The 17,758-nt window shown below is 72.6% G+C and carries 16 protein-coding genes; 5 read left to right on the top strand and 11 right to left on the bottom strand.

The annotated features are described in order from the left end of the window. Positions 1 to 105 precede the first annotated feature (105 nt). Positions 106 to 732 carry a sigma-70 family RNA polymerase sigma factor gene (locus ACIQU4_RS05880; RefSeq protein ID WP_403726316.1) on the top strand — a complete coding sequence of 209 codons (627 nt, stop codon included), beginning with the start codon at positions 106 to 108 and terminating at the stop codon, positions 730 to 732. 40 nt (positions 733 to 772) lie between these two features. Here the strand turns inward: ACIQU4_RS05880 and ACIQU4_RS05875 are convergent, their stop codons facing one another. From ACIQU4_RS05875 to ACIQU4_RS05845, 7 genes are all read right to left on the bottom strand, one after another. Continuing rightward, positions 773 to 2,296: a hypothetical protein gene (locus ACIQU4_RS05875; RefSeq protein WP_403726314.1), complete on the bottom strand. Its 1,524-nt coding sequence runs from the start codon at positions 2,294 to 2,296 to the stop codon at positions 773 to 775. 128 nt (positions 2,297 to 2,424) lie between these two features. Continuing rightward, positions 2,425 to 3,894 carry a serine/threonine-protein kinase gene (locus ACIQU4_RS05870; protein WP_403726311.1) on the bottom strand — a complete coding sequence of 490 codons (1,470 nt, stop codon included), beginning with the start codon at positions 3,892 to 3,894 and terminating at the stop codon, positions 2,425 to 2,427. Positions 3,895 to 3,902: 8 nt separating this feature from the next. Continuing rightward, a complete protein-coding gene (locus ACIQU4_RS05865; protein ID WP_403726308.1) occupies positions 3,903 to 4,721 on the bottom strand; it encodes a serine/threonine protein kinase in 819 nt (272 codons plus the stop codon). Between the two features lie 111 nt (positions 4,722 to 4,832). After that, a complete protein-coding gene (locus ACIQU4_RS05860) occupies positions 4,833 to 6,857 on the bottom strand; it encodes a family 43 glycosylhydrolase (protein WP_403726305.1) in 2,025 nt (674 codons plus the stop codon). A gap of 14 nt (positions 6,858 to 6,871) precedes the next feature. Continuing rightward, positions 6,872 to 8,368, bottom strand: coding sequence for a hypothetical protein (locus ACIQU4_RS05855; protein ID WP_403726303.1), 1,497 nt, complete (start codon positions 8,366 to 8,368; stop codon positions 6,872 to 6,874). Between the two features lie 46 nt (positions 8,369 to 8,414). Next, a complete protein-coding gene (locus tag ACIQU4_RS05850; RefSeq protein WP_403726301.1) occupies positions 8,415 to 9,932 on the bottom strand; it encodes a peptidoglycan DD-metalloendopeptidase family protein in 1,518 nt (505 codons plus the stop codon). Positions 9,933 to 10,078: 146 nt separating this feature from the next. Then, entirely contained in the window at positions 10,079 to 10,741 is a 663-nt protein-coding gene (locus ACIQU4_RS05845) for a TetR/AcrR family transcriptional regulator (protein ID WP_403726298.1), read from the bottom strand. A 184-nt stretch (positions 10,742 to 10,925) separates the two neighbouring features. Between ACIQU4_RS05845 and ACIQU4_RS05840 the strand changes: the two genes are divergently transcribed. Then, complete coding sequence (locus ACIQU4_RS05840) at positions 10,926 to 11,960, top strand: medium chain dehydrogenase/reductase family protein (RefSeq protein WP_403726295.1); 1,035 nt, start codon at positions 10,926 to 10,928, stop codon at positions 11,958 to 11,960. 82 nt (positions 11,961 to 12,042) lie between these two features. After that, positions 12,043 to 12,573: an SRPBCC family protein gene (locus ACIQU4_RS05835; RefSeq protein ID WP_403726293.1), complete on the top strand. Its 531-nt coding sequence runs from the start codon at positions 12,043 to 12,045 to the stop codon at positions 12,571 to 12,573. A 31-nt stretch (positions 12,574 to 12,604) separates the two neighbouring features. On the opposite strand, the gene ACIQU4_RS05830 is transcribed toward ACIQU4_RS05835, so the two are convergent. The 3 genes from ACIQU4_RS05830 to ACIQU4_RS05820 are packed head-to-tail and all read right to left on the bottom strand — an operon-like array spanning position 12,605 to position 15,197. After that, positions 12,605 to 13,204 carry a cysteine hydrolase family protein gene (locus ACIQU4_RS05830; protein WP_403726290.1) on the bottom strand — a complete coding sequence of 200 codons (600 nt, stop codon included), beginning with the start codon at positions 13,202 to 13,204 and terminating at the stop codon, positions 12,605 to 12,607. Continuing rightward, a complete protein-coding gene (locus ACIQU4_RS05825) occupies positions 13,201 to 14,712 on the bottom strand; it encodes an MFS transporter (protein WP_403726287.1) in 1,512 nt (503 codons plus the stop codon). The genes ACIQU4_RS05830 and ACIQU4_RS05825 overlap by 4 nt, the downstream gene beginning before the upstream one ends. Then, positions 14,709 to 15,197: a MarR family winged helix-turn-helix transcriptional regulator gene (locus tag ACIQU4_RS05820; RefSeq protein WP_403726284.1), complete on the bottom strand. Its 489-nt coding sequence runs from the start codon at positions 15,195 to 15,197 to the stop codon at positions 14,709 to 14,711. The genes ACIQU4_RS05825 and ACIQU4_RS05820 overlap by 4 nt, the downstream gene beginning before the upstream one ends. A 372-nt stretch (positions 15,198 to 15,569) precedes the next feature. Between ACIQU4_RS05820 and ACIQU4_RS05815 the strand changes: the two genes are divergently transcribed. Together ACIQU4_RS05815 and ACIQU4_RS05810 are read left to right on the top strand one after the other, a co-directional pair. Continuing rightward, positions 15,570 to 16,007 carry a hypothetical protein gene (locus ACIQU4_RS05815; RefSeq protein WP_403726282.1) on the top strand — a complete coding sequence of 146 codons (438 nt, stop codon included), beginning with the start codon at positions 15,570 to 15,572 and terminating at the stop codon, positions 16,005 to 16,007. Positions 16,008 to 16,063: 56 nt separating this feature from the next. Beyond that, positions 16,064 to 16,711 carry a TetR/AcrR family transcriptional regulator gene (locus ACIQU4_RS05810; RefSeq protein ID WP_403726280.1) on the top strand — a complete coding sequence of 216 codons (648 nt, stop codon included), beginning with the start codon at positions 16,064 to 16,066 and terminating at the stop codon, positions 16,709 to 16,711. Here the strand turns inward: ACIQU4_RS05810 and ACIQU4_RS05805 are convergent. Further along, on the bottom strand, positions 16,704 to 17,675 hold the full coding sequence (locus ACIQU4_RS05805; protein ID WP_403726277.1) for an arylamine N-acetyltransferase: 972 nt from the start codon (positions 17,673 to 17,675) through the stop codon (positions 16,704 to 16,706). The genes ACIQU4_RS05810 and ACIQU4_RS05805 overlap by 8 nt on opposite strands. Between the last annotated feature and the right edge of the window lie 83 nt (positions 17,676 to 17,758).

Here is a 17,758-nt window from a genome sequence, read left to right as displayed (position 1 = left end):
CCGGCGGGCCGTACCCCTCACCGGCCCGCTCACCGGCCCGCCCTGCCATGCACTGCGCACGCGGCGCCGGATCCGGATCCCGGATTCCCAGAAGGACATCAGGCGATGACCCCTGCCCTGCTTCCCCGTCCGGCCGCCGCCGAGACGGCACCCGCACGCCACACCGGCGGCCCGGACGAGTCGACGACCCTGCTGGCGCTCGCCGCGCGCGACGGCGACCCCGACGCGGTGGACCGCTTCGTACGCGCCCTGCACCGCGACGTCCGGCGCTACGTGGCCTACCTCAGCGCCGATCCGCAGGCGGCGGACGACCTGACCCAGGAGACCTTCCTGCGCGCCCTGGGCAGCCTGCACCGCTTCGAGGGCCGCTCCTCCGCCCGTACGTGGCTGCTCTCGATCGCCCGGCGCACGGTCATCGACAGCCTGCGCCACAAGGCGGTCCGCCCCAAGATCTCGGACCGGGACGACTGGCAGACCGCGGCCGAGCGGGCCCAGCCGCGCGATCTGCCCGGCTTCGAGGACGGGATCGCCCTCGCGGAGCTGCTGGGAACCATCCCCGCCGAGCGCCGCGAGGTCTTCGTCCTCACCCAGGTGCTGGGGCTCCCGTACGCCGAGGCGGCGAGCGCGCTCGGCTGCCCGATCGGCACGGTCCGCTCCCGCGTCGCGCGCGCCCGCACCTCGCTCGTGGAGCTCCTCACGGACGCCGAAGCCGAAGCTCCGGCCGCCGCCTGACCCGCTGCCGGGGCGGGGCTCCGAAGCTCCTGCCCCGGCCCTATCCGCCGCCCTTCAGCCGGCGGATGACCTCGTCGGACACGCGCCGTTGGAGGTCGGCGAGTTGCCCGGGGGTGTACGCGGTGAGATCGCCCGGGTCTTTCGCGGCGCCGCCCGGGCTCTGGCCCGCCTGTTGCTGTTTCTGTTTCTCCTGCTCCCTGCGCTGGAGTTCCTGCTCCTCCGGCGATCCGGGCGCCGCGTACGCGCACTTGATGAGGGCTCCGTCCGCGGCCTTCAGGCAGGTCGCCTCGCGTCCGGCCACCTGGCCCCGGCCCTCCACCCGGTACCGGATGTTCTGCGCGCTGCCGATCGTGGCGGTCCAGGTGCTGCCGCCGGTCGGCACGACCTCGAACACCTGGTCGTCGTTGTAGCAACAGACGTCCCGGTACTCGGCCTTGATCAGCGCGACGAGCGCCTGCGGCGACGACCACGTCGGATCGAGCCGGTGGACGGTCATCGGGGCGAGTCCGCCGCCCTGGTGGCGGGTCGGCACGGTCGACACGGCGACCACCGAGCTGGCCTCCCCCTGGGGAGTGAGGGGGGTGACGTACGCGCTGCGCCCGCTCGCGTCGCGGTACTGGAGGGTGAACTCCGACTCGTTGCCCGCGTTGGCCCCGTCCTCGGAGGCGTCCCAGCCGCTGCGCTCGAACCACCAGTCGCTGAAGCTGCCGACGGCGGCGGTTCCCTCCCGCTGCCGGGCCGCGAGACTGAGCGGATAGGACGGGCCGGGGACCTCGGCAGTATCGGTGGTGATCGTGAGCTTCCCGGTCCGCCCGTTGTAGAGCGCGAGTCCGGCGGGCCGTTCGGTCACCACCAGGATCCCGGTCTGGCGTTTGAGGGGGACGACCACGATCGGGGTGTCGCCCGAGCAGGTCACGTACGCGTCGTCGGCGTCGAAGCGCACCCAGCGCTGCCGGGCCGAGATCATCCGGCCGAGGTTGTGGCCGAACCAGCCGCCGATCCGCGCGTCGGCCTTGTCGATGTCGAACGAACAGCGTTGCTGGCTACGGCTGTTGCCGCCGAGCGGGATGTCCTGCTCAAGGCCGACCTCGTACCCGGAGAGCCAGCCGCGCCGCTCGACGAGGGTCGCGAACCGGTCCGAGTCGGGCAGGTAGGTGATGTCGGAGATCTCGCCGGTGACATCGCCGAGGTGCGGGGCGGCCTGCGCCTTGCCGACCACATAGGGTGCGCGGGCCGCCAGTTCGGGCACCGGCCCGCTCACGATCTGCACGCTCTGCATGTACGCCCGGTCCTGGAGGTACGACCCGTACACCAGCCACCAGATCCCGATGCCCAGCCCGAGGACGGCGCCCAGCCATCCCAGGACCACCGCGGCGCTCCCACCGCCCGCGCCCCTCTTGCGCCGGACGAGCTTCACCGCCAGCCCCGCCAGCAGGAGGAGGGCGACGAGCAGCAGCGGCGCGGCCAGCCAGGACAGGAGCTTGCGGCCCTCCCAGACGATGATCGTGGTGGCGTACGAGGCCCACCAGAAGAAGAGCCCCGCCAGAAGAACGGGTATCCCCACCCACAGTGCCCGCGATACCTGTGATGCCCGCGATGTCCGACCCATGACCGCCCCCCGACGTCAGCCTGCCCAATTCTCAACTTTGCACGGGAAGTTGTCAGCCACTCGACGACTTCCCTGCGTCCGGGTCAGCGAGCGGCCGCAGGGGCCGGACACCTCGGGAGCGACGGGCGGTCCTTCGTGCGTACGGCCGGCAGCCAGGCGATGGCACCCGGGTCGGCGCTCGGCAGCCGGACCCGGAACCAGTGCGTGGAGCGCGTGTCCGACTCGTCGATGACCACTTCGCCGCGCAGCAGTTGGCAGTCGGCGTCGAGAACATCGGCGTGCCAGACGCGGGTCGGCACGACGTTCCCGGCGATGTACGGCCGCATGGGGTCGATCGCCAGGCCCAGACTGCACTGCGGGTCCCGGTCCGTACGCTCCTGGCAGGCCTTCTCGGCATTGAACACACGCACCTGGAGCGGCGGTTCGGCAGTGCCGACCTGCGCGGCGACTTCCCCCTCCGAGCCCGCGTGCCCCGCGAACGACCAGATCGCGAAACCGACCGCGCCGCACGCCGCGAGGGCGAGGAGGGCGATCCGCGTGGCCCGCCGAAGGCGGCGCGTCCGGGTCGGGGCGGCGGTCCGACCCTCCTGCCGGTCCGCGATGCGCTCCAGCAGGCTCTCGGCGGTGTGCGCGGCGCGCGCGGCATGCGTCGGGGCGAGGCAGTCGGTGGCCAGCGCGCGCCAGAACTCCGGGACCCCGTTGGCCATGCGCAGGGGCGCGCGCCCCGCCGCGTACTCCTGTACGGCGGCGCCCCGCGCCACCGGCGTGGCGCCGGAGAACAGCGGGGCACCCGAGGCGAACACCTCGTGGATCACGATGCCCAGGGCCCAGATGTCGGCGCTCGGACGGATCTCCACGCCCAACTCCCCCAGCGGGGCCCTCCAGCGCTCGGGCGGGAGGTAGTCCAAGGTGCCCATCGGGGGCCCGTGCCCGTGCGTACCGGTGGTCAGCTCGGCGGCGAGCCCGAAGTCCGAGAGCTTGACCGAACCGTCCTCGCCGATGAGGACGTTCTCGGGCTTGAGATCGGCGTGCACCCAGCCGGCGCGGTGCAGATGGGCCAGCCCCTCGCAGATCCCGGCGATCAGCCGGGCGCCTTCGGCCTCGGACACCCCGGCGTCGAGCAGATCGCGCAGGCTGCCCCTCGCCCGCTCCATGACCAGGACGATCGCGCCGTCCAGCGCCGGGTGGTCCGGTGCGCCGAGGACGGTGCTGTCCAGCAGCCGGATGAGCCGCGGATGCCCCGCCCGTACCCCGATCTCGACCTCGCGCCGGGCCGCCTCGGCCACGCTGCGGGCCTGGCGCGGTGCGAGTCCGGAGGTCGGCATGATCTTGAGGGCCACCTCGGCGGGCTCCGTGACCGCCGCGCCCCGCCCTCGCCCGGCGGCGCGCAGCGCGCGCCCGTCGGCCGGCCGGCCCGCGTACACGGTGGCCCAACCCCCGGAGCCGATCGGCTCGGTGACCACCCAGTCGCCCACCCGGTGGCCCGTGGGCAGCAGTTCGGTGTGGCTGCTGTCCCACGAGGCGCCCGGACCGTCCGGACCCTGCACCCGCATCACGTCGCCTACCGCCCCCGCGCGCCCGCTTCGGCCCGGGGCGGCAGCAGCGCGAGGTGCTCCTCCCGTACGATGCCGAACTTCAGCGCGAGCCCGACGACCGCGTCCCGCTTGCCGTTGCGGCGGTCCGCACCACCCGCACCGCCGCCCGCACCCGCTTCGGGCGCGGCGGCCGCAACGCCGATGCGGAGCTTCTCGTCGGCCAGGTAGTCGATGTGCGAGCTGACCGCGCGCGCCGTCAGCCTGCCGCCGGTGGCATGGCCCCGCAGCCGCTCGACGACCTGCGGGGTGGTGGGCACCGAGACCGGCGACCGGTCGCGCAGCCAGGGTTCGCAGAGCGCGACGAGCACCAGGAAGTACGTGGCCGTCTCGTCCAGGGAGTACGCCGTGACGGTGCGGCTCGCCCAGGAGCCGCCCGCGCCGGGCGGGTCCAGGTAGACGTGGTCGGGCGCGAACACCTGGAAGGAGACGGTGGTGCCGCGGCGCGTGGGCAGCACCACCCGGGAGAACTCGAACGGGATGGGCGCCCCGGCCCGGCGCGGCGACACCCGCAGGTACTCGCCGGCTCCCTCCGGGTTCTCCACGAGATAGCTCTGGGTGGTGCTGTGGTTGGTCAGCTGCCAGTGGTCGTCGGTGACCCGGATCTCCCCGGCCAGCCGGGAGATCGCCTCGTCGGCGAGCCGCAGTTCGACCGGGGTCGCCGACGAACCGCGCCCGAACCGCGCGACCTCGCCCGGCCCGAGCCGCAACGTCACCGCGCCGCCGCCCGGCTCCCCGTCGGCGCCGCCGCCGCTCCCCTGCGGCAGATGGACGACTATGCCGCTCACCACTCCCCCTGTACGACGTGCTGACAAGACGTCGTACAGGGAACGTTACCGGTTGGCAGCCTGACCGCAGGGTGGTACTCCGGCCATTTCCGGGGCCCCGCGAGCGCGGCCTCAGTACCCGGGAGAGCCTGCCGGGAGCGGCGCCACCAGGCGTTCCCCGAAGGCGTTCCACGCGCCCCAGCCGCCACTGGGCCGGTCCTGGACGCGGGTACGGATCCGGCCATCGGCGGTGACGGCGAAGACGTGGATGCGGCCGGTGGCGTCGGCCGCGGCCGTGGGGGTGAGCGCGAGCGGCACTCCGGGCTCGCCGAACTCCTCGGCCGGAGCCCAGGTCCCGCCGGAGTCGGCGTACCAGCGGTGGCCGAGCATGGAACCGCCGGGCGACAGCGCGAAGGCCTCCAGCCTGCCGTCGGCGCTGGGCGCGAGCGCCGGGGCCCCCGCCGACCAGCCGAACAGGTGCTGCCAGTCGCCCCAGCCGCCGCTGGGTACGGTCTGCCGCCGGTGGAACGTGGCCAGGCCGCAGGGGGCGATCGCGGCGACGGTGAGCCTGCCCGTACCGTCCCGTGCCGCGCGCGGCGCGCCGCCGGCCGCCGTACCGAACGCCTGCCATCCCGCGGCCCATGCTCCGCCCGGGGCCTCCTGCCAGCGGTGGTGGATCGCGGAGCCGCCCGGCGCGAGGGCGAACACCTCCAGCCGGCCGTCCGCGTTGGCGGCGACGGCCGGGGGCGCGCCGACCGGTCCGCCGAACCCCCCGTCCCACGCGTCCCAGGTCAGCGAGCCGGGTGACCACTGTCGCCGCCGTGCGAGGGAGGCGCCGCCGGGAGCCGGCGCGAAGACCTCCAGCCGGCCGTCGGCGCCCCGGGCGACGGCGGGGGCGGCTCCCGCCGGGCCGCCGAACTCCTCCCACTCGTACCAGCCGCCGTCGGGCCGCTGCACCCGGTGGTGCAGGTTGGCGCCGTCCGGGGCGAGGGAGAAGACCTCCAGCCGGCCGTTGACGTTGCGGCCGAGGGTGGGGACCGCCCCGGCCGGCCCGCCGAAGGACTCCCACGGCGACCACGCGTCGGACTCCGGGTCGAGCTGGACGCGCCGCAGCATCGAACGGTCACCGGCGTCGAGCGCGAACACCGTCAGCCGGCCGTCCACGTCGAGTCCGGCGACCGGGTTGTCCATGCTCTGCCACGGCGGCGGCGCGTCGTCCCGCCAGAGCAGGGGTGCCACGTACAGGCCTTGGCGGAACCAGCCCGCGGCGCTCGCGTACCAGTCCTGCCCGTCGGAGACCACCTCGACGGCGTGGCCGGGGACATGGCCCGCGTAACCGTCCTGGCCGAAGCGGAACGGGTCCCGGGACGCGAACACGTCCGTACCCTCGTAACCGCCCCGGGGTCCGATGAACAGGTGGTACCAGCCGTCCCGTTCGACCACGCACGGCGACTCGGTGACCGAGAGTGTCGCGTCGGTGCTCACGTCGGTGAAGGCGGTCTCCGGCGCGCTCCAGTGCACCAGGTCGGCGGAGCGCCGTACGGCCACGATGTGGCGGCCGTGCGGGGCGGACAGCTCGGTGTAGTACATGACCCACTCGTCGGCGACCCGCAGCACCATCGGATCGCGTGCCGCGAGCCCCCGGAAGAGGGGGCCGGACGGGACGCGGGTCCAGGTGAACAGGTCGGTGGACGTTGCGAGGTTGATCGCGGCGCCGCTGCGGCCGCCGGCGGCGTAGAACATCCAGTACGTCCCGCCCGCCTCGACCACGTGCGGGGCCCACAGGTGCTCCTCGCCGAAGTAGGACCGGTCGGCGGTCAGCGCGTCGGCGTGCGTGGTCCACGGCCCGTACGGATCCGGGGCGGAGGCGTGGGCGAAGGTGACCTCGGCCGCGCTGTCCGGGGACTCACCGGGCCGCGCGCTGTCGCCGACGATGCTGAACAGGTGCCATCGCCCGGACGCCTTGATCAGCGTGTGGTCGTTGAGGTACCGCTGCCGGCCGGGGACGGACGGATCGTGGACGTGGATGAACGGCCCGGCCCCGATCCACCGGTGCGGTGGGCCCGCCGCGGCCGCGCTGCGCGTCCCCGGCAGCGCGAGCGCGCCCGCGGCGGCGGCCGCACCCCGCAACACGCGTCGTCTGCTGATCGGATGCACAGGCCCCTCCGGAGTCAGTTGACGGCGGGGCCGGAGGTGCCGCTCACCCAAGCCCATTCGGACCAGTCGGTGAATCCGGTCTGCCATTTGTGGTGGACGCCGGCACTGCTGGTCCCGAACACCTCGATGCGGCCGTCGGCGTTGGCGGTGGCGGCGATCTCGGTACCACCACCGCCGAACTCGGCCCACTGTTCGTACGGGGCGTTGACCCCGCTCTGCCAGATGTGCTGGGCGGTGGTCGCGTTCACGGCGAAGACCTCGACGCGGCCGTCCGGGGACCGTTCACTGGTGAGCTGGGAGTCGGCCGGGCCCCCGGTGGGCTCCCAGCCGGACCAACCCGACGCACCGGTCTGGTATTTGTGGAAGACGCCGACCGGTCCGGAGGCGAAGACCTCCAGGCGGCCGTCCTGGTTGTGGTCCACGGTCAGGTCGCTACCGCCCCCGCCGAAGTCCTCCCAGGCCGACCAGCCGCCGTTGACCGCCGTCTGGTACAGGTGCTGGAAGGTGTCGCCGTTCAGGGCGAAGACCTCCAGACGCCCGTCGAGGGACTTCTCCATCTCGATCCGGCTGTTGGCCGGACCGCCGCCGGCGGGCTCCCACTCGGCCCAGCCGCCGCTCGGCGCGCTCTGGTACCTGTGGAACACCCCGACCGGACCGGAGGCGAACACCTCCAGACGCCCGTCGCCGTTCGCGCCGACCGCGATGTCCTTGCCGCCCCCGCCGAAGGACTCCCAGCCGGACCAGCCGCCCGAGGGCTGGAGCTGGTAGCGGTGGGAGAAGGTGTTGTTGTTGATGGCGAACAACTCCAGCCGGCCGTCGGCGTTGGGGCCGATCGCCAGCTCCGCACCGCCCGGGCCGCCCAGTGCCTCCCACTCGGACCACGAGCCGTTCACCGTGTTCTGCCAGGCGTGGTGGATGCCGTCGGCCCCGGCCGCGAAGACCTCCAGCCGGCCGTCCGCCGACCGGGCCGACACCACCCGGCCCGACTCCGCCGGATACGTCAGCGGGCCCGGTCCGGGTTCGTGGTGACCGAGCCGGTCCACCGCGGCCCGGGCCTCGTCCATGTGCCGCCAGTGCACGCCCGCGGTGTACGTGGACCAGGGCTGCCAGTTCGTACCCCCGGCGGAGATCTTGAAGGCGGCGTTCGCGTTGCACTGGGCGTCGTAGGCGCAGGTGTCGTCGACCTCGGAGTGCCAGTAGTCGTTGATCTGCCACAGGCCGCGGTCCCTGGACGGGGGCTGGTTGTTCTGGACGTTGGTGGCCGACGGGTTGCAGCTGGACTCCGCGAGGGCGACGGCGACGGCGGTCACCAGGCCGTCGCCGCGAAAGCCCGCGTTGTAGCCGGTCTGCGCGCACAGATCGCTCGACGCGGCGGATGCGGGCGAGGCCCCGGCGACCGGTCCCGCCGCGCCGAGCAGCACGGCCAGCGCCGGTGCGGCCAGGCGGCGGGCGGCGCGGCTCCGCGGTGACGGCGTCGTTCCGGTGGGTAAGGAGCGCTGGGTTCTGGACAACTGCTTCCCCCTTCGGGCGTGCTGGGTGCAGGGCGGTGAGCTCGGGTCAGTTGACGGCGGGACCGGCGGTGTCGGTCACCCACGCCCATGGGGACCAGGTGGAGAATCCGGTCTGCCACTTGTGGAACACGCCGGCGCCGCTCGTACCGAAGACCTCGATGCGCCCGTCGGCATTGGTGGCGGCGGTGACTTCGGTCCCGCCGCCGCCGAACTCGGCCCACTGGCTGTACGGGGCGTTGAGGCCCGTCTGCCAGGTCTGCATGGCCACGCTGTTGTTGATGGCGAAGACCTGGACCCGGCCGTCGGCGGTGCGTTCGCTCGTCAGCTGTGAGTCGGCGGGCCCGCCGGAGGGCTCCCATTCGGACCAACTGGACGGAACCGTCTGGTACTTGTGGAAGACACCCACAGGACCCGAGGCGAAGACCTCCAGCCGCCCGTCGGCGTTGTGGTCGACGGTCAGATCGCGTCCGCCACCGCCGAAGTTGTCCCAGGAGGACCAACCGCCGTTGACGGCCGTCTGGTACTGGTGCTGGAAGGTGTCCCCGTTGACGGCGAACACCTCGAGCCGTCCGTCCGGAGACTTCTCCATCTCGATCCGCCCCTGCGCCGGCCCGCCGCCGGTGGGCTCCCACTCGGACCAGCCGCCGCTGGGCGCGTTCTGGTACCGGTGGAAGATCCCCGCCGGACCCGAGGCGAACACCTCGATCCGGCCGTCGGCATTGGTGCCGGCGGCGATGTCGCGGCCGCCACCGCCGAAGGACTCCCAGCCCGACCACCCGCCGGAGGCCGCGGTCTGGTAGCGGTGCTGGAAGGTGGTGCCGTTGAGGGCGAGCAGTTCGAGTCGGCCGTCCGCGTTGGGAGCGATGGCCAGTTCGGCGTTGCCGGGGCCGCCGAGGGCTTCCCAGGCGGACCAGCCGCCGTTGGCGGCGGTCTGCCAGGCGTGGTGCACGCCGTCGGCGGCCGCCGCGAACACCTCCAGCCGTCCGTCCGCCGACCGGGCCGACACCACCCGGCCCGACTCCACCGGGTGCACCACCGGTGCCGGCCCGGGTCCGGGGCCCTGGCCCGGCACGCAGGGGAAGGTCACCCCGCGTTCCGCGAGGTACGGCTCGGGGTCGGTGCGGACGCTCGCGTTCGGGTCGCCCCAGATCCGCAGGTGGAGGTGGGGCCCCTCGGACTGGCCTTCGCTGCCCACGAGCGCGATCTGCTGCCCGGCCCGGACATGGTCACCGGTGGCGACGTCCCGCCGCTGCATGTGCCCGTACTCGGATATCGTCCCGTCGCCGTGCAGGATGCGGATCCACTGGCCGTAGCCGTCTGCGGGACCCGAGATGAGCACCTCTCCGTCGCCCACGGCATAGATCGGAGTGCCGTAGCCGCTCGCGATGTCTATGCCGTTGTGCTCTTGGCTGTAGTGCTGGATTATCCAACCGGAATTCGGGCACGAGGCGGCGAAGCCGGCGGCCCGGGCCGCAGCCGTGGACGGGGCCACGAGCGGCGGCAGTACGGCAGCCGTCGCCGCCAGAACCAGCCCCAACGCGCGTCGCGAAATGCCGAGAACCACGTGACGTTCCTCCCCCTGGGTCGTCGAGCCGGGACGTACGGGAACGTAGCAACGGCCCGGGACCAGGGGATCCGGAACATTCCGGAATGACACGCGAGCGCGGCTCGGGTAGGGCCGGACGCCCCCTGCCTGCGCTCACCCTGCGGTCAGCCGGTGGTCAGAGCGTCCACCTCGGACGCGTAGAGCCGGGCGGGGTCCAGGCCCATGCCCGTGAAGTGGCCTGCCAGTTCGAGGGACAGCACGCCGTGCAGGCGGCTCCAGAAGGCCAGCGCCAGGCGCAGGGCGGACGGCGGGGCGTCGGGGTGGCCGCCGGCCCAGTCCCGGTGGCCGGCGAGGTGCTCCTCGAAGGCGCCGGTCGCCGCCCCCGGGGCGGCGGCCACGCAGGCGTCGAGCAGGACGGACATCATCTCGGCGGTGATCGCGGTGGTGTCCTGCGGCGCGTGGTAGCCCGGTACCGGGGTGCCGTAGACGAGGAAGTAGCGGTGCGGGTCCTCCAGGGCCCAGCGGCGCAGCACCCGCGCCAGTGCGGCGAGGCCGGGCCGGCCCGCTCCCCCGTCACCGGCGGCGGCGAAGGCGTCGGCGAGGCTGCGGTACGCGTCCCGGATGAGCTCGGTGATCAGCTCGTCGCGGTTGGCGAAGTACCGGTACAGCGCCGGTCCGCTCATGCCCATCTGCTTGGCGATGGCGTTGAGGGACAGCGCTGAGGCGCCGGAGCCGGCGATCTGCTGCCAGGCCTTCTCCTTGACCTCCTCGCGCACCTGCTGCCGGTACCGCTCGCGAGGGGTCTCCGTACGTCCGGTCGTGCCCATGCCCGCCACCTCTCATCGCCCGCCATGCCACCAATCAGTTAGAAGCTATCACCATCGGCAAGTCCCCTCACGATCGGACGAACGATTCGCTTGACATCCGCGATACACCCGCTCATTCTGGTTACAGCTTCTAACGAACACGAGAAGCCGAAACAGCAAGACCGAGACAACACCCCTGGAGGTCATGGTGAACACCGTCGAGCGCGTCGAGATCGTTCTGCCGGGCAAGGTCGAGCCCGAGGGCCTGGAGCTGCACCGGGGCCCGGTCCCGGCGCCCGCGGCCGGACAGGTGGTCGTCGCGATGGAGGCGACGGGGGTCTCCTTCGCCGAGCAGCAGATGCGCCGCGGCCGGTACTACGACCAGCCCCCGTTCCCCTTCGTCCCCGGATACGACCTGGTCGGCACGGTGCTGGCCGTGGGCGAAGGCGTCGGCTCGGGCCTGCTCGGCCGGCGGGTGGCCGCCCTGACGAAGACCGGAGCCTGGGCGAGCCACATCGCGCTCGACGCCGCCGACGTGGTGGAGGTACCCGACGGCGTCGGCGCGGTGGAGGCCGAGACGGCGGTCGTCAACGGCATCACCGCCTGGCAGATGCTCCACCGCAAGGCGCGGGTGCGCGCCGGCCAGACCGTCCTGGTCCACGGCGCCAACGGCGGCGTGGGCTCGATCCTGGTCCAGCTGGCGCTCGCCGCGGGGGCCAGGGTGATCGGCACCGCGTCCGCCCGTCACCACGAGGCGCTGCGCGCACTCGGGGTGACACCCGTCGACTACCGTTCCGGCGACGTCCCCGCGCAGGTGAGGTCCCTCGCGCCCCGCGGGGTGGACGCCGTGTTCGACCACGTCGGCGGGGAAGGCGTCGTCGGATCCTGGCGGCTGCTGGCCCCCGGCGGCACCCTCGTCTCGTACGGCACCGCCGCCACCCGCGACGACCAGGGCTCCGGCTCGTGGCCTGTGCTCAAGCTGCTGGGCCGGGTGTGGGTGTGGAACGCGCTGCCCAACGGCCGCCGCGCGTACTTCTTCAACGTGTGGGCCGGGCGCGCCTACGCCAAGAACCGCTTCCGGGCGCGCCTGCGCTCCGACCTGACCCAGGTGTTCACGGCCCTGCAGCGCGGCGAGATCACGGCCAAGGTCGCCGCCGAGATCCCGCTGGCCCGCGCCGCCGAGGCGATGCGCCTGGCCGAGTCGGGCACGGTCGCCGGAAAGGTGGTCCTGGTCCCCTGATCCGGCAACGCGCCGCGCACCGCACCATCCCCGACCACACGCCCACGCCCACGCCCACTACTACGACTCCAGGAGACCCGTCATGCTCAACACCCTGCTCGCCAAGGCCGCAGCCCTGCCCGTCGCCTTCACGATCGGCATCTCCGGGACGGCCCAGCACCACCCCGTGGAGATCGACCGCGATGCCCCGGTCATCACCCGCGACGACATCGTCATCCACGCGCCGCTGGACAGGATCTGGAAGATCCAGACCGACGTCGAGGGCTGGCCGGCCTGGCAGCCCGAGGTCATCGAGGCGACCGTGCTCACGCCCGGCCCGCTGCGGGCCGGGTCGGTGTTCCGCTGGTCCGTCCACGGCCTCGCCGACATCGACTCCACCGTCAAGCAGGTCGTGCCGCAGCGCCGCATCGCCTGGGGCGGACCGGCGCAGGGGATCACCGCGGTCCACGTGTGGACCTTCACGCCGTGCAAGGACGGGGTGCGCGTCCACACGGAGGAGTCCTGGTCCGGCGCCCCGGTCGAAGCCGACACGCCCGCCCTCCAGCAGGCCCTCGACGCCTCGCTCGACACCTGGCTGCACCGCCTGAAGGCCAGGGCCGAGAGCCGGGCCTGAGACGGGTGCCCCCCGATGGCCGGCCGAGGCGTCAGCCGCCGGACGGCAGCAGAGCGCGCAGCCCGACGGTGTCGATGACATGGGCCCGGGCCGGGAACACCCTGTCGAGCAGCACCCGATGGACCTCGGGGTCGCGGTCGGCGACCCCGTCGGACAGGACGTAGACGCGGTAGTCGCGGTCGGCGGCGTCGACGAGCGTGGACAGGACGACACCACTGGTGCTGATCCCGGCGAGGACGAGCGTGTCGATACCGCGGTCGCGCAGCTGCCGGTGGAGGTCTGTGGTGGAGCCCGCGCCGATGCGGACCTTGCGTACGACGATGTCGCCGTCCTCGGGAGCGATCCGCTCGTCGATCCGGGTTGCGATGTCCTCGTGGTGGAACTGCTTCGCCGCGGCGATCGGGCTGAAGGTCGTGTTGGCCTCCGGAACCGCTGCCCAGTCCTCCTCCGTGAAGGCGACGCGGACGTAGCCGACGGTTCCGCCGCCGGCGCGGACGCCGGCGATGGCTTCCTTGACCCTCTCGATGAGCGCGTCGGGCTCGGGTGTGCTTGCGACGATCCCGTTCTGGAAGTCCATGACGAGCAGGGCGGTCCGCTCGGGTACGAGGGTCGGGAGGGCGGTGGCGTTCACGCGGGGGTCTCCTTGGCGTTAGGGGTACGGGAGGTACGAGCGGCCGGACGGCTCGTCCCGCGGGCCATCAGCCGGCGGTCGAACACGGCCAGCAGCAGGGCCGCGAGGCCCGCGACGACCAGCACGAGGCCGAGGACGTGCAGGCCGTGGTCGCTCGCCCCGTCGCGGAAGACGAGTCTGCCGATCACGGCGGAGGTGATGGATCCGAGGTATCCGCAGGTCCGGAGCAGCCCGGAGGCGGTGCCTATCTGGTCGGGCGGCGCCGCGAGGTAGAGAGCGGTCTGGTTCCCGACGGTGGTGGTGGCGGTCGTGATGCCGAAGACCAGGGTGACGAGCACGATGGCGATCGCGGGGCTGTGGGAGGTGAGCAGCATGATGCCGACCGAGCCGACCAGCATGGTCAGTGCCGAGGCGATCACCGGTCCGCGCACCAGGTTGCGGCGGGCGAGCGGGCGAGAGAACAGCGCGGACACGGCCCCCATCGGCAGCAGCAGGAGTCCGGCCTCCAGGGTGGACAGCCCGTGTGCGGCCTCCATCCACTGGGTCATTGCGTACATCACGGAGTAGACGCCGAGCAGGATGAGTGCTTGGCGCAGGTACGTACGGGCGAGGGCGCCGTTGGCGGCGAGACCTCGGAAGTCGAAGAACGGCGACGCCTTCCGCAGCTCCCATATGACGGTGGGTACGGCGACCAGCACGAAGGCGGCGAGCGCGGCCCACCGGACCTGCGGAAGGCCCGTCAGGAAGACGACGAGCACGCTCATCGACGCGGCGAAGCCGAGGATGCCGGGCAGGTCGATCCGGCCGGCGAGCTCAAGGAAACGGTTCTGCCCACGGCCGAGCGCAGGATTCGCGGGATCCCCGGGCAGCACGGGATTCCCGGGCAGCACGGGATCCTTGGGCAGCCAGCGCGCGGCCACCGCCATCGCGATCACAGTGACCGGGATGTTGATCAGGAAGGCCCAGCGCCAGCCCGCGGTGCCGACCAGAAGGCCGCCGATCGGCGGTCCGACGGCGGCGGTGGCCATGCCCGCGATCGCGAGGCCGCCGAGCACCCCGCCCGGCGGGGTGTCGAGGCCGGCCTCGTCGGCACGGCGCCGGATCAGCACCATCGCGCAGGGAAAGGCGGCCGAGGTGCCGATGCCGACCAGGACGCGGGCGACGGTCAGCATCGCCAGGTTCCGGCCGAGGCCGCCGACCGAGCCGCCCAACAGCACCAGGACGATGCCGGCGAGGAAGATCCGGCGCGCGCCGAAGACCTCCGCCAGCTTGCCCGCGGCGGGCTGGGCGACGGCGCTGGCCAGGTAGAGCGAGGTGATCAGCACGGCGGTGCTGCCCACCGGGACGTGCAGCTCGGCGGCGATCGGCACCAGGGCGGTCGCGATGATGGAGCTGTTGATGGCGTTGAGACTGGAGCCCACGTAGAGCGGGGCGGTGAACGTCCACGCGAACGGCTTGCGGGCGAGGCCGGATGCCGTCGCGGCGGCCCGGCGGGTACCGGTCCTCATATGCTGCCGTCGCTCGGGTCGGCCGGGCCGGTCAGGTCTGCCGCGGCCAGTCGCTCCAGCAGCTCGACGGCCTTCTCCACCTCCGCCAGTCGGTCCGGCGGGACGAGCCGGTCGATGGCACGGGCCAGATAGGCCGCGCGACCCGCGAGCAGCTTGTCGATCAGCTCGGTGGCGGCGGGATCGGCGCTCATCAGCTTCCGGCGGCCGTCCTGCGGGTCGGGCTCGCCATGGACCAGGCCTGCGGCCTTGAGGACCGCCAGGCTCTGCGCGATGGACTGCGGACTGACGTGCTCCAGCGAAGCGAGCCGGGCCGCGGTGACCGGGCCCTCCCGTACGACACTCGCCAGGACGGTGAGCTGCGTGACGGTCAGGCCGGTCGCGTCCTGCCCCGATTCCGTGCGCAGGCGGGCGCGCAGCCGCTTGATCGCATCGTTGAGCCGCTGCGCGGTCGCAGCGGACCCCTGTGGCCCGGGATTCGTGGTCATGCCCCCACCGTAGAACTCCACAAGCAACTTCGCCAAGTTACTTGTCGAGTTTGGTTAAGTGGATTGAATTATCCAGTTACTGCTACGGTGAGGGCTCGCTCGTCGGCGAAGAGAACGAGGAAGAGGAAGAGGGGTCCCTATGCCGCGCAGGGTTTGGCTGCCACTGGCAGCGGTCGTCCTGATCGTGAACGCGGCGCAGTGGGTGATCGCCGAAGCGATCGCCGCGGCGGCCTGGACCGATCCGACGTACAGCTACGCGACGAACTACATCAGCGATCTCGGCGTGCCCGACTGCGGTACGCGGCTCCAGGGGCGCGACATCTGTTCGCCGGCGCATCAGCTGATGAACGCGTCGTTCGCGATCCAGGGATCTTGTTCGCGACGGCGGTGGTCCTGCTGGCCCGCCTGGTCGAGGGCCGCACCCGGCGCGTCGCCCTCACCCTCGCGATCGCGCACGGCGTGGCGTTCGTCCTGGTCGGCCTGTTCCACGGCATGGCGGATGCCCCGGGCTACAGCCTGGCCATCCACGTCGGAGGCGCGGCGGTCGGCATCCTGTGCGCCAACACGGTCGCCATCATGGCGGGCTCACTACGGAGCCTCGAACTGCCGACCGCTTACCGCGTCTTCAGCATCGCGGTCGGCGTACTGGGCCTGCTGAGCGAGGCCTTGGCCGGCATGTCCGCACGTACGGCAGGGGTGTTCGAGCGCGGCGGCGTCTACTCATGGCTGCTGTGGAGCGTCGTGACGGGCGCAGCGCTCCTGGCCAGGTACGTACGCGCCCCGGCCGTGATGGAGAATGTCCCGGTGTGACCCGGGAAACGCAACGCCCGCTGCGAGCGGACGCGGAACGAAATCGCCAGCTCATCATGGAGACGGCCGACCGCATGTTCGCGCGGCGGGGCGCCGCCGTCACCCTCAACGAGATCGCCCGCGAGGCGGGCATCGGGGTCGGCACGGTCTACCGGCGCTTCCCCGACCTGCAGGCGCTGATCGACGCCCTGTTCACCGAACGCTTCACGACCTTCCTGGACCTCGCGGCAGCGGCCGAAGCGCAGTCGGACCCGGGGCAGGCACTGCGCCACTACCTGCTGGAGGCGGCGGGGTGGCGGGCCCGGGACCGCGCACTGGAGGTCATCCTCGGCCACGCGACCATCGAGGCGGGGCCGATCTCCCGGATGCGCGACGACCTCGGCGTCCACGTGGAAGGCCTGGTGGAACGGGCCGTGGCGGCGGGCGCGGTCCGCGAGGACTTCGCCGGCGCCGACGTGTACGCATTCCTGTACATGATCGGCGCCGTCGCCGACCGAACCCACGACATCGACCCCGAAGCCTGGCGCCGCTACGCCGAGGCCCTGCTGATCGGCTTCGGCCTGGACCGGGCACCGGCAGCGCACACCTCGGCGATGACCGACGCCCAGATCCGCCGCACCTGGCCCGAACCCGCCGCGCAGCAGGGGCAACGGCCCGCCCGGGGCCCCGAGGAGCCGGCCGGGCGCGCCCCGGGGCTCAGCTGACCGGCGTCACCCTCCTGCGTCCGGCGCGGTGCGCCCGCGGCTGCTGGAGGGGCAGCGTCGACGGTTGCACGGTCGTCGGGTACATCGCCACGGCCTGACGGGCCACGTACACGCGGGCGATGAGCTCGTCACGGTCGGACTCCGGCACCTCCATGCCGAACAGGTCGCGCAGGAGGCCCGGGATCTCCTCCGGGGTGTAGGTCTGCGCGGTGGCCGTGCCGTCGGGCTGGGTCCGGGTGAGGACGCTGCCGTCGAGGAAGACGTGCTCCCGCTCGCGCATCTGCTGGACGAGGAGCCGGCCCGCGAACGGCGAACGCGCATGCGTGGACAGGAAGTGGTTGGCCACGATCCAGTCCTGCGGATACCGCTGGTCGAGGGTGAAGGCGTGCAGGTCGTACCAGCCGTCGGCGCCCCGCGTCCGCATCGCGTACAGCCGGTCGCCCGTCTCGGTGGTCGAACCCTCCAGCCGGAAGCCCCAGCCGCCGAATGAGGTCTCGGCGCCGTCCACCAGCTCGATGGGCTCGATGGGGTTGCGGCCGAAACCGGGGTCGCACACCCACACCTTGCCGGTCTCTGGGGTCTCGGCCGTCTCCACGCGCAGCATCGCGTGCGTGGCCGCACGGACCACCCCCTCTGAGCCGATGCGGACCCGCGAGGCGAGCCCGGTCACCCGGAAGCCGACCCGCTCCAGCACCGCCGCGAGCAGCACGGTGTGCTCGTAGCAGTAGCCGCCGCGGCGGCCGTGGACCAACTTGTCCTGGAGGTCCTGCAGTTCGAGGGAGATCGGCCGGCCGAGCGCGATCTCGACAGTCTCGAAGGGTATCGAGGTGATGTGCGCACGCGTCAGCGCCCGCAGAACGTCGAGGGTGGGCACGAGCTCTCCGTCATAGCCGGTACGCCGGAGGTACGCATCCAGGTCGAGGCTGCCGCCCTGCCAGGCCGTGGCATCGTCGTTCGTCGTCATGGCAGACATGGTGCATAGAAAACCGGTCATGGCCGGAGAGCCCGGGTAAGAGAACGTCACGTCCCCGGGATCCCCGGTTTCCC

The organism is Streptomyces sp. NPDC090741, assembly GCF_044769045.1.
Classification (GTDB): domain Bacteria; phylum Actinomycetota; class Actinomycetes; order Streptomycetales; family Streptomycetaceae; genus Streptomyces.
The sequence above is the reverse complement of the archived record's forward strand: the minus strand, read 5'-3'. Positions and strand labels throughout refer to the sequence as shown.